Genomic DNA, 12328 nt, shown 5'->3' with positions numbered 1-12328 from the left:
CATGAGCGCGATCAGCAGCCTGACCCACGCCATCTCCCTCGACCCGTACAGCGGCGAGCAGATCGGCGCCTACCCGTTCGACACCGACGCCGCACTGGAAGCGGCGCTGCAACGCGCCAAGGTTGGCTACCGCCAGTGGCGCCAGGTGTCGCTGGGTCAGCGCAGCGAGTACCTGCTTGCCCTGGCCAGCACCCTCGAAACCAAGGCCGAAGCCTTCGCGCAAATGATCAGCCGCGAAATCGGCAAGCCTGTCGTCCAGGCCCGTGGTGAAGTCAGCAAGTGCGTCGGCCTGTGCCGCTGGTACGCCGAACATGGCCCGGCCATGCTCGCCGCCGAGCCGACCCAGGTCGAGAAAGCCCGCATCGAATACCGCCCGCTGGGCCCGATCCTGGCCGTGATGCCATGGAACTTCCCGGTCTGGCAGGTACTGCGCGGCGCCGTGCCGGCGATCCTGGCCGGCAACACCTACGTACTCAAGCACGCGCCGAACGTGATGGGCAGCGCCTACCTGCTGGGCGAGCTGTTCAAGGATGCCGGCCTGCCGGAAGGCGTGTTCGAAGTGCTGAACGTGACCCCGGACGGCGTCACCCGCGCCATCAACGACCCGCGCATCGCCGCCGTGACCCTGACCGGCAGCGTGCGTGCCGGCATGGCGATTGGTGCGCAAGCCGGCGCGGCGCTGAAGAAGTGCGTGCTGGAGCTGGGCGGTTCCGACCCGTTCATCGTGCTGGCCGACGCCGACCTGGATGCCGCCGTGAAAGCAGCCGTGATCGGCCGTTACCAGAACACCGGCCAGGTCTGCGCTGCGGCCAAGCGCCTGATCGTCGAGGAAAGCATCGTTGACGAATTCACCCGCAAGTTCGTCGAGGCCACTCGCGAGCTGAAGGTCGGCAACCCGCTGGAAGAAGGTACCTACATCGGCTCGATGGCCCGTTACGACCTGCGCGACGAGTTGGATGGCCAGGTCCAGGCGACCCTCGCCGAAGGCGCCACGCTGCTGCTGGGCGGCCACAAGGTCGATGGCGTTGCCAACTTCTACGCGCCGACCGTGTTCGCCAACGTCACCCCGCAGATGACTGCGTTCAAGCAGGAGCTGTTCGGGCCGGTAGCGGCGATCATCAGCGCACGTGATGCGGAGCATGCGGTGGAGCTGGCCAACGACAGCGAATTCGGCCTGGCCTCGACCATTTACACCGCCGACTACGCGCTGGCCGAGCGCATGACCGCGGCGCTGGATACCGGCGGCGTGTTCATCAACGGCTATTGCGCTTCCGACCCCCGCGTGGCGTTTGGCGGGGTGAAGAAGAGCGGCTTCGGGCGTGAGCTGTCGCACTTTGGTGTGCGTGAGTTCACCAATGCCCAGACTGTGTGGCTGGACCGTAACTGATTGGCAATTGGGGCTGCGTTGCAGCCCTTCGCGGGCACGCCCGCTCCCACGGGGCGGCGCATTACCTGTGGGAGCGGGCGTGCCCGCGAAGGGCCGCAATGCGGCCCCAGGGCCTCAATCCCGAACCTGGTCCTTGACCCAGTCCAGCATCCCCCCCGGCACGATCAGTTCATGCCGCGCCCGCGAACAGGCGGTATACAACCCCGCCAGCATCCGCGCCCGTTCATTGCGGTTCCCCGCCACCTGCGGCACCACCATCAGCTCCGGCGACACCATCACCCGGGCGAACTCCATGTTCTTCACATCCCGCACCCGCCCCAGGAACAGCTTGGGCGCCTTGTCCCAGCGGTAACGGCTCTTGGCCCTGGCAAAGTGCTCTGGCGTGTAGCCCTTGCGCAGCATGTTGGCCACGGCGACGAACGCCTTGTCATCACCCTTGTCCTGCTCCAGCGCCTGCCAGCTGGCATAGCGGAACAGCATCGGGTGACGCGGCCGGGTGCCATGGCGGTACAGCTCGATGCAGTCTTCGACGAACAGCTCGAAGTCCTTGCGCGCGCTTTTCAGCAGCACGAACGGCACGCCCTGGTGGGTCAGGCGCTGGAACCAGCCAAACAGGCCCCATTCATCGTCGACGATCAATGCCGTGGGCTGTTCCGGCACCGTCACCGCATCGAAGAAGCTGACCCGCGTGTAATGCTCGGCGCTGCCGCTGAAGGCTGCCTGGATCGCCGCCGGGTGGGCCTGGATCAGCGGGTTGAGCACGTTGTCCATCGCCGGCCCGGCCCGCAGCGAGTGGTCGATGTAACGCTGGCGGATAAAGCCGCCATGGTGCGCGCTGAGGCCGTTTAGGTTCTGCAGCTCGTCACCCAGGGCAATGATCGACTGCGGGCTGCGGTCGAGCAGGGCAAGCATCGGTGCCGACAGCTCGTGGGCCTCGTCGACGATGACATGGGTGTAGCGACTGTCGATCACATGACCGGTCAGCGACAGCAGTTTGACCCGGTGGTAGTCGCGCACCGGCAACTGGATTTCCCGTGCCGACGGGCGAATCAGCTCCTGCCAGTACAGCCGTGCCTTTTCCAGCAACACCTCCTGGTCCAGTGGCGTGGTCCCCGGCCCGGCCCAGGGCAGGTGGTGCAACTGCAGCTGGGTGTCGGCGCTGTGGCAGAACGTGCGCACCGCGCGGATGCACAAGGCAACCACATCGCGCGCGGCGAGCGGGCCGATGTCGGGGATGGCCAGCCAACGTACCACCTGCGCATCCTGCGGGCGCCACGAAAGCTTGGTGCGATACGGGTCGCGCAGGCGCCAGCCATTGCTGGTGAGGTCGCGGTTGAGCAGCTCGTCGGCCAGCTGGCCGAAGGTCAGTGCGGTGTAGGCGGCGGCATCCTTGACCCGCGCCTGCAGCGCGCGCAGCTGGCCTTCGGTCAAGGCCAGCAACAGCGTGCGCTGCGGCTCGAGCAGGCGCGCGAACTGGTGAATCAGGAAGGTCTTGCCGGTGCCGGCAAAGCCCTGTACCGCCACCGACTCATCGATACCACTGAGGAATTCGCGCAGCAGGCGGTTCTGTTGGTCGCTGAGCATCAGGTCGCTGGCCAGTGACGGCAGGTACACCGGGTGCAGCGGAGTTGCCCGCTGGCGGTAGCTGTCGGCGAACTGGAAGTTCCACTGGCCCTCGGCGTCCAGCAGCTCGTCGGCCTGGTACTCCACCTCGGTCGACAGCAGTGCGATACCGTTTTCGCCCAGCATGCCCAGGCCCATGGCGAAGGCTTCGCGATCGAAGTGCTGCGCCACCTGGCCCTGGAAGCGCCCCGGCGCGGCGCTTTCGACCTCGTTGGCAATGCGCACTATTTCGGCAAAGCGGCGTTCCTGCGCATCCGCCGAGGCGGTGGCGGGCTGGCGCGGCAGGTTCTGCACGAACAGCACGGCGGCGGCGTCGAGGACGCTGGCGGTGGTGAAGAAGTCGGTGGTGGGCTCGCTGGCGAGGCGGTCGGCCTGGTCGCTGGGCAAAGGCAGGTAGAACATCGGCACCTCGGGTGGAATCAGGGCGGCACGATAGCAATTTTCGCTGTGAAATGCTGGGTTGTGTATTGCCTGGGCCGGCCTTTTCGCGGGCTTGCCCGCTCCCACAGGATCACCTCAAGGCCAGGCATTGTGAGGTCCCTGTGGGAGCGGGCGAGCCCGCGAAGAGGCCAGCAGCTACACCACCAGATTCAGCCCCTGCCCCGCTTCAAGGTCTCGCTGGGAAACTCCTTGAACAATTGCCGGTAACTCTCTGAAAACCTTCCCAAATGCCAGAACGACCATCGCATCGCCACCTCGGCCACGGTCACTTCACCGCCATGCAGCAGATCGCGCCGCGCACCGTTGAGCCGGCGCAGGCGCAACCAGTGCGCCGGCGGCATCCCGGTATACGCCTTGAAGGCTTGCTGCAACTGGCGCAGGGAAACCCCGGCAACATCCGCCAGCTCCACCAGGTTCAGCGTCTCCTCTGGGCAGTCGGCCGCCCACTCGCTCACCCGGCGCATGATCGCCCGTTCCTCGTCACGCCGGCCCAACGCCACGCCCTGCAGGCGCTGGCAGGCGTTGTCGAGGATGAACAGGCAGTCCTCCAGTAGTTGCTCCGCCAGGGCCTGCCCCTGCAGCGGGCAATCCGCCTGGCCCAGGCGGGTCAGCGTCGCGCTCAGCCAGCTGCCGAACAGCGCGTTCTGGCCGCTGCCCAGCGGCACCATGAACAACCCTTCCAGGCGCTGCGGGTCCAGCCCATGGCGGGCCAGGAAGGCCTGGTCGAACACGACCGCCACTTCCTGGTAGTTCTCCGGCGTGATCCAGATGTTGCGGCTCTGCTCGTTCAGCAGGTACAGGCTGTTCTCGCTGCGGTCGAAGCAGAACGCCAGCGAACCGCTGGGTGCGCGGAAAAACTGCTCCACCCGGGTGTTCAGCCGCTCCTCGTATACCTCCACCCCGTCCAGCCCCAGGCAACGCAGCTCACCGCTGAAATGCCCGGGCGACATCTGCCGGTACTGCTGCTGCCAGCCAGGGGTGGCACGTACTTGTTCGGTCACGTCGGTGGTGTGGAAAGCCTGGACTTGCAGGGCATTGGCGGTTGTCACGCTCGGTCCTAGTTGCACTCTTTTGGTGCATTCATTGCCGGAGAAAGTGGATAGATCAGCCATGCGGGCTGCGACCAAGATAGTCTCCAGCGCGTCACCTGGGAAGCGGGACGCCTTCGAAACCGTAGAACGGTTTACGCTGGCACGCTTGCTCCCACACTAAAACCCAACCAAGAGGTCTGTATGAACGCCCCCTTCGATCAGCTGTCCACCTGGCTGAAAGAACACCGGATCACCGAAGTCGAATGCGTGATCAGCGACCTGACCGGCATCGCCCGCGGCAAGATCGCGCCCACCGCCAAGTTTCTCCACGAGCGTGGCATGCGCCTGCCCGAGAGCGTGCTGCTGCAGACGGTCACCGGCGACTACGTTGACGATGACATCTACTACAACCTGCTCGATGCCGCCGACATCGACATGGTCTGCCGCCCAGACCCGAGCGCCGTGTACCAGATCCCGTGGGCGATCGAGCCGACCGCGATCGTGATCCACGACACCTTCGACAAGCAAGGCAACCCCATCGAGCTGTCGCCGCGCAACGTGCTGAAGAAAGTGCTCAAGCTGTATGCCGACAAAGGCTGGCAGCCGATCGTGGCACCTGAGATGGAGTTCTACCTGACCCAGCGCTGCGAAGACCCGGACCTGCCACTGCAGGTGCCGCTGGGGCGTTCGGGCCGTGCCGAAAGCGGCCGCCAGTCGTTCTCGATCGATGCCGCCAACGAATTCGACCCGCTGTTCGAAGACGTCTACGACTGGTGCGAGATCCAGGGCCTGGACCTGGACACGCTGATCCATGAAGACGGCCCGGCGCAGATGGAGATCAACTTCCGCCACGGCGACGCCCTGGACCTGGCCGACCAGATCACCGTGTTCAAGCGCACCATGCGTGAAGCCGCGCTCAAGCACAACGTGGCCGCCACCTTCATGGCCAAGCCGATCACCGACGAGCCCGGCAGTGCCATGCACCTGCACCAGAGCGTGGTCGACATCGCCACCGGCAAGCCGATCTTCGCCAATGAAGACGGCAGCATGAGCCAGCTGTTCCTGTACCACATCGGCGGTTTGCAGAAGTACATCCCCAAGCTGCTGCCGATGTTTGCGCCCAACGTCAACTCGTTCCGCCGCTTCCTGCCGGACACCTCGGCACCGGTGAACGTCGAGTGGGGTGAAGAAAACCGCACCGCCGGCCTGCGCGTGCCCACCTCCAGCCCCGAGGCGATGCGCGTGGAAAACCGCCTGCCGGGCGCCGATGCCAACCCGTACCTGGCCATCGCCGCCAGCCTGCTGTGCGGCTACCTGGGCATGGTCGAGCGCATCGAGCCCAGCGCACCGGTGCAGGGCCGTGCCTACGAGCGGCGCAACCTGCGCCTGCCGATCACCATCGAGGACGCCCTGCAGCACATGGAAGACTGCGAGACCGTGCAGCAGTACCTGGGCAAGCAGTTCGTCCAAGGGTACGTGGCGGTCAAGCGTGCCGAGCACGAGAACTACAAGCGCGTGATCAGCTCGTGGGAGCGTGAATTCCTGATGCTGAGCGTCTGACCTTTTCGCGGTACCTGTGGGAGCGGGTTTACCCGCGAATGCTGTGGTGCATTCAACGACGTATTCGCGGGTAAACCCGCTCCCACAGGGCACGAGCCCCTGCACCGAACTCGAAGAACAATACCAACGAGGTGTCCCCATGCGTCATCTGCAAACCCTGATCCCCGCCGCATTCGCCCTGCTGTTCGCCACCACCACCCAGGCCACTCCCTCGGTCAGCGTGTACAACTGGACCGACTACATCGGCGACACCACCGTGGCCGACTTCCAGGCCAGCAGCGGGATCAAGGTGGTCTATGACGTGTTCGACTCCAACGAAACCCTGGAAGGCAAGCTGCTGGCCGGGCGCACCGGCTATGACGTGGTGGTGCCATCCAACCACTTCCTCGCACGCCAGGCCCAGGCCGGTGCCTTCCTGCCGCTGGACCGCAGCAAGCTGCCCAACTGGCAGCACCTGGACCCCAAGCTGCTCAAGCAGCTTGAGCAGAACGACCCGGGCAACCAGTACGCCGTACCCTACCTGTGGGGTACCAACGGCATCGGCTACAACATCGACAAGGTCAAGGCGGCCCTGGGCGTCGACCATATCGATTCATGGGCGGTGCTGTTCGAGCCCGAGAACCTGAAAAAGCTCAAGCAGTGCGGCGTGGCGTTCATGGGCTCTCCCGATGAACTGTTCCCGGCCGTGCTCAACTACCTGGGCATGGACCCGCGCAGCGAAAAACCGGCCGACTATGCCAAGGCGGAAGCCCGCCTGCTCGAACTGCGCCCCTATATCACCTACTTCCACTCCTCCAAGTACGTTTCCGACCTGGCCAATGGCGATGTCTGCGTGGCCTTCGGCTACTCCGGCGACGTGTTCCAGGCCGCCAACCGCGCCGTGGAGGCGAAAAACGGCGTGAAAGTCGCCTACAGCATTCCCAAGGAAGGCAGCAACCTGTGGTTCGACCTGCTGGCCATCCCCAAGGACGCCAACAACCCCGAACAGGCCCTGGCGTTCATCAACTACCTGCTCGACCCCAAGGTGATTGCCAAGGTCAGCGCCACGGTCGGATATGCCAACGCCAACCCCGATGCCCAGGCCTACATGGACGCGTCACTGGTGAAAAACCCCGAGATCTACCCACCCCAGGACGTGCTGGACAAGCTGTACATCTCCAGCACGCCGAGCCCGAAGATCATGCGCGTCATGACCCGCTCCTGGAGCAAGATCAAGTCCAACCGCTGAGTCGAGAACGCCCATGTCTTTCACTACCCAACACACCGCTTCGTACTATGCCGCCACGGCACGCGATGCAGCGCCCTATCCCAGCCTGGACGGCGAACTGACCGCCGATGTGTGCGTGGTCGGCGGCGGGCTGACCGGGGTCAATACCGCCCTGGAACTGGCCGAACGCGGGCTCTCGGTGGTGCTGCTTGAAGCCCGGCGTATCGGCTGGGGCGCCAGCGGCCGCAACGGCGGCCAGCTGATTCGCGGCATCGGCCATGACGTCAGCGGCTTTGCCCGGCATGTCGGCCAGGACGGCGTGCACTACCTGAAACAGGCCGGCATCGATTCGGTAGCGCTGGTGGCCAGCCGCATCGCCCGGTACGGCATTGCCTGCGACCTGCGCTGGGGCTTCTGCGAACTGGCCAACACCCCTGCGCAGTTCGCCGCGTTCAAGGACGAACAGGACGACCTGGCCGCACTCGGCTATCGCCCTGAAACCCGCCTGGTCAGTGCCGACCAGCTGCATGAAATCGTCGCCAGCGACCAGTACGCCGGCGGCCTGGTGGACATGGGCTCGGGCCACCTGCACCCGCTTGACCTGGTCCAGGGCGAAGCCCGCGCCGCCCACGGCCTGGGCGTACGCATCTTCGAGCAGAGCCCGGTGCTGCGCATCGAGCACGGCCCCCGCGTGACCCTGCACACGGCCCGTGGCAAGGTGCGGGCAAGCAGCCTGGTGCTGGGCTGCAACGCCCACCTCGATGAACTGGAACCACGCCTGAGCGGCAAGGTGCTGCCGGCCGGCAGCTACGTGGTGGCTACCGAGCCATTGCCCGAGTCACTGGCCAGCAGCCTGATCCCCCAGAACATGGCGCTGTGCGACCAGAAAGTCGGCCTGGACTACTACCGCCTGACGGCAGACCGGCGCCTGCTGTTCGGCGGCGCCTGCCACTATTCCGGCCGCGACCCCAAGGACATCGCCGCCTACATGCGGCCCAAGGTGCTGAAGGTGTTCCCGCAGCTGGCCAACGTGCGTATCGACTACCAGTGGGGCGGCATGATCGGCATCACCGCCAACCGCTTCCCCCAGGTCGGGCGCCTCAGCCAGCACCCCAACGTTTACTACGCCCAGGGCTATTCCGGGCATGGGCTGAACGTGACGCACTGGACGGCGAAACTGCTGGCCGAAAGCATCGCCCTCGGCCACAGCCAGGGGCTGGACGTGTTCAGCGCCGTGCCACACCTGACCTTCCCCGGCGGCAAGGCACTGCGCTCGCCGCTGCTGGCGCTGGGGATGTTGTGGTATCGATTGCGGGAGGTGCTGGGTTGAGTTCGCCACGAGCTTTGCGGCGCCTGTGAGACCGAGCGCCGCCCGCGCGGCGCTCGGTCTCACAGGCGCAGAAAAACTCAAGACAAACCCTTCCAACCCCTCCAACTTTCTACCATTTCACAATCGATTGAACCTACCCACTGGCCAACTGCCCCGCACCTGCTAGCGTTGTTCTGGCCGACCTATCATGGATGCATCTTCATCATGAAATCATTGCCCCGCATCACCCTGTTGTGCGCCGCACTGCTTACCATGGCCGCCTGCTCCAGCAATCGCGTGGACCCAAAGGACTACTCCGGCTTCCTCAAGGATTACAGCCGGCTGCAGGAAACCAAGAGCCCGTCGGGCGACCCGGTGATGCGCTGGATCGACCCCAAGGTCAACGTCAACCAGTACAGCCAGGTGTTCATCGAGCCCAGCCAGTTCTACCCCAGGCCGCAGCCGACGGCGGTCATCTCGGCGCAGACGCTGCAGGAAATCACCCGCTACTTCAACGAAGCGCTGCGCCGTGAAATGGGCAGCGTTGTACCGCTGGCCAAGGGCCCCGGCCCGGGCGTGATCGTGGTGCGCCCGGCCATTACTGCGGTGTCCACCAGCAACGAGGGCCTCAAGCCCTATGAGGTCATCCCTATCGCGCTGATTTCAGCCGGTGTGAACACCGCCATGGGCGGCCGTGACCAGGAGGTGGATGTCGGCGTGGAAGCTGCGTTCCTCGATGGTGCCAGCCAGAAAGTGCTGGCCCAGGTCGTGCGCAAGGGCACGGGGCAGGATCTGGAGAACAAGACCACGCAGCTGACCCTGAATGACGTCAAGCCGGTGCTGGATGGCTGGGCCAAGGACATGCGCGCGAGCTTCCTGGAAGCGAAGCAGAAAGCCCGCTGATACCGACCGGACACGGAACCTGTGGGAGCGGCCTTGTGTCGCGAAAGGGCCGCAGAGCGGCCCCGGGATCTCAGCTCAGGCGCATGAATGGGGCTGCTTCGCAGCCCTTTCGCGACACAAGGCCGCTCCCACAAGACCGCGCTGACCGCTGCGGTGACTCAACATTCGACGAAGGCAACGGCCAGGCCGCCGCGCGAAGTCTCCTTGTAGTTGGCATGCATGTCCGCCCCGGTATCACGCATGGTGCGGATCACCCGGTCGAGCGAGATGAAGTGCTCGCCATCCCCCCGCAACGCCATCTGCACGGCGTTGATCGCTTTCACCGCAGCAATTGCGTTGCGCTCGATGCACGGCACCTGCACCAGGCCGCCAACCGGGTCGCAGGTCAACCCAAGGTTGTGTTCCAGGGCAATCTCGGCGGCATTTTCCAATTGCGGCGGCGTAGCGCCCAGCACCTGGGCCAGGCCGGCAGCGGCCATCGAACAGGCCGAGCCCACCTCGCCCTGGCAACCAACCTCGGCCCCGGAAATCGACGCGTTCTTCTTGCACAGGATGCCAACCGCCGCTGCCGCCAGCAGGAAGTCCACCACGTCCGCGTCGCACGCGCCCGGGTTGAACTTCATGTAGTAGTGCAGCACCGCCGGGATGATGCCAGCCGCACCATTGGTAGGCGCCGTGACCATGCGCCCGCCGGCGGCGTTCTCTTCATTCACCGCCAGGGCGAAAAGGTTGACCCATTCCATGGCGCTGAGGGTGGAACCGATCACGTTGGGCTTGCCCAGTTCCTGCAGGCTGCGATGCAGCCGCGCCGCACGGCGCTTGACGTGCAACCCACCCGGCAGGATGCCTTCGTTGCGCAGGCCGTTGTCGACGCATTCACGCATGGCGCCCCAGATCTGCAGCAGGCCTTCGCGTACCTCGGCCTCTGGGCGCCAGGCACATTCGTTGGCCATCATCAGCTGCGCCACGCTCAAGCCATGGGCCTTGCACAAGGCCAGCAACTGCGCGGCACTGTCGAACTCGTACGGCAGCACCACCGCATTCGCCTCGCCTGCTGGCGCATCGATCTCGGCTTGCTCGACGATAAAGCCACCGCCCACCGAATAGTAGGTCTGGCGCAACAGGCTGCCCTGCCCGTCCATGGCTTCCAGGCTCATGGCATTGGGGTGGTACGGCAGGTTCTCGTCGAGCAGCAGCATGTCGCGGCTGTACTCGAACGCCAGCGGGTGGCTGCCATCGAGCATCAGGCAGTGCTCCTGCATCACCTGGCCGATGCGCGACTCGATGGTGGCCGGGTCGATACGGTCCGGCCACTGCCCCATCAGGCCGAGCAGGCAGGCGCGATCGGTGGCGTGACCAACCCCGGTGGCCGACAGCGACCCGTACAGCCGCACCTCGACACGGGTTACCTGGGCCAGCAGCCCCTGTTCGCGCAGGGCCTGGGCAAAGGTAGCCGCCGCCCGCATCGGGCCGACGGTGTGGGAACTGGACGGCCCGATGCCGATTTTGAAAAGGTCGAAAACACTGATAGCCATGCTAATGCCTGACCGTACCCGGGTATGAAGCCGCAGCACGGTTATTTGGAGAAATTGAGCGGTATTGCGATTTTGCGCGATACTGCCGCGCTGGCTCATGGATGACCAACGAAACTTCCTAAGCAAGGCTTTAGTGGTACTAAACGATGCGACGACAACTCAATGGCCAGACGTTCGTCTGGCTACACGTGTTCGCCTGTGCGGCCCGGCACTTGTCCTTCACCCGCTGTGCCGAAGAGCTGCACATCACCCCGGGCGCGGTCAGCCAACAGATGCGCCAGCTGGAGGAACGCCTGGGCTATCGGCTGTTCCTGCGCCGGGCACGCGGTGTGGAACTGAGCGCCGAAGGGCAACGCCTGGCGCAGACGGTGACCGAAGCCTACGGCAGCATCGAAGCCGAACTGCTGCGCCTGGACGCGGGGGAAATCCGCGGCACCTTGCGCCTGCGCTCGATCCCGTCGTTCCTGGCCAAATGGCTCACGCCTCGCCTGCCGCGCTTTCAACAACGCTACCCGGACATCGAACTGCGCCTGGTGGCCGAAGACAGTGCCCAGGCGTTGACCCCGGGCGATTTCGACCTGGCCATCGACCTGAACGATGGCAGCTACCCCGGCATGCTCTCGACGCCGCTGCTGGACGAGCAGATCTTCCCCGTTTGCTCCCCCACCTTGCTGCGCGGGCGCCCGCCGCTGCACGGGCCGGCAGACCTTGCGCACTACCCGCTGCTGCACGACATCACGGCCTGGCGCGGCAGTTCGGAATATGCCGAATGGGAGTTCTACCTGGAGGGCATCGGCGCCGCCGGCCTGGATGTGCGGCGCGGGCATACCTTCAACCGCAACCACCTGACCATCGAGGCGGCGATTGCCGGCATTGGCGTGGCGATTGCCCGGCGCACGCTGCTCAACGACGAACTGGAGCGCGGGGCGCTGATCGTGCCGTTCGGGGTGCCGATCGCCAACCACAAGCGCTATGTGGTGCATTACCCGCCGGGCGGGCTGAACCAGCCGGGGGCGCGGGCGGTGCATGACTGGCTGGTGGAGGAAGCGCGGGGGTTCAGGGAGTTGCACCCGCTGAACAAGGACTAGGCCAGCCAATTGCGTTGCACGCTTTCATGGAATTGCAAATGACACATTGAATTACAAGCAATCCGCGTACCCTGTGGGAGCGGGCGTGCCCGCGAACACCGGCGTAGCCGGTGCCATACACCGCGTCGGGCCATTCGCGGGCACGCCCGCTCCCACATGGAATGTGACACGCTCTCGAATCTTGATCCCTATGCGACAGCGCAACCCGAAGTGCTGGGCAATCTCCCACAGGGTGTGCAGGGCG

The 12328-nt window shown here is 65.1% G+C and carries 9 protein-coding genes; 6 read left to right on the top strand and 3 right to left on the bottom strand.

What is annotated here, in order from left to right:
* Position 1 precedes the first annotated feature (1 nt).
* Positions 2 to 1387 carry an aldehyde dehydrogenase family protein gene (locus tag B2790_RS06020; protein ID WP_286918450.1) on the top strand — a complete coding sequence of 462 codons (1386 nt, stop codon included), beginning with the start codon at positions 2 to 4 and terminating at the stop codon, positions 1385 to 1387.
* A gap of 114 nt (positions 1388 to 1501) precedes the next feature.
* Here the strand turns inward: B2790_RS06020 and B2790_RS06015 are convergent, their stop codons facing one another.
* Both B2790_RS06015 and B2790_RS06010 read right to left on the bottom strand, forming a co-directional pair.
* A complete protein-coding gene (locus B2790_RS06015) occupies positions 1502 to 3412 on the bottom strand; it encodes an AAA family ATPase (protein ID WP_286918449.1) in 1911 nt (636 codons plus the stop codon).
* Between the two features lie 188 nt (positions 3413 to 3600).
* Positions 3601 to 4500: a helix-turn-helix domain-containing protein gene (locus tag B2790_RS06010; RefSeq protein WP_085589571.1), complete on the bottom strand. Its 900-nt coding sequence runs from the start codon at positions 4498 to 4500 to the stop codon at positions 3601 to 3603.
* 183 nt (positions 4501 to 4683) lie between these two features.
* On the opposite strand from B2790_RS06010, the gene B2790_RS06005 reads away from it, so the two are divergent.
* The 4 genes from B2790_RS06005 to B2790_RS05990 all read left to right on the top strand — a co-directional run bounded on the left by B2790_RS06005 (position 4684) and on the right by B2790_RS05990 (position 9461).
* Positions 4684 to 6042, top strand: a complete 1359-nt coding sequence (locus tag B2790_RS06005) for a glutamine synthetase family protein (protein WP_025339022.1) — start codon at positions 4684 to 4686, stop codon at positions 6040 to 6042.
* 139 nt (positions 6043 to 6181) lie between these two features.
* Positions 6182 to 7270: a polyamine ABC transporter substrate-binding protein gene (locus B2790_RS06000; protein ID WP_286918448.1), complete on the top strand. Its 1089-nt coding sequence runs from the start codon at positions 6182 to 6184 to the stop codon at positions 7268 to 7270.
* 13 nt (positions 7271 to 7283) lie between these two features.
* Positions 7284 to 8579, top strand: coding sequence for an NAD(P)/FAD-dependent oxidoreductase (locus B2790_RS05995; protein ID WP_085704449.1), 1296 nt, complete (start codon positions 7284 to 7286; stop codon positions 8577 to 8579).
* A gap of 204 nt (positions 8580 to 8783) precedes the next feature.
* On the top strand, positions 8784 to 9461 hold the full coding sequence (locus tag B2790_RS05990; protein WP_025339019.1) for a DUF3313 domain-containing protein: 678 nt from the start codon (positions 8784 to 8786) through the stop codon (positions 9459 to 9461).
* Between the two features lie 158 nt (positions 9462 to 9619).
* On the opposite strand, the gene B2790_RS05985 is transcribed toward B2790_RS05990, so the two are convergent.
* Positions 9620 to 10996 carry an L-serine ammonia-lyase gene (locus B2790_RS05985; RefSeq protein WP_286918447.1) on the bottom strand — a complete coding sequence of 459 codons (1377 nt, stop codon included), beginning with the start codon at positions 10994 to 10996 and terminating at the stop codon, positions 9620 to 9622.
* A 146-nt stretch (positions 10997 to 11142) separates the two neighbouring features.
* Here B2790_RS05985 and B2790_RS05980 point away from each other — a divergent pair, with 146 nt between their 5' ends.
* Positions 11143 to 12084, top strand: coding sequence for a LysR substrate-binding domain-containing protein (locus tag B2790_RS05980; RefSeq protein ID WP_075046970.1), 942 nt, complete (start codon positions 11143 to 11145; stop codon positions 12082 to 12084).
* Positions 12085 to 12328 lie beyond the last annotated feature (244 nt).

The organism is Pseudomonas sp. UBA6753 (assembly GCF_002453565.1).
Classification (GTDB): Bacteria; Pseudomonadota; Gammaproteobacteria; order Pseudomonadales; family Pseudomonadaceae; genus Aquipseudomonas; species Aquipseudomonas putida_Z.
Note: the sequence above shows the minus strand (reverse complement) of the source record. Positions and strands in the feature narration are given on the sequence as shown.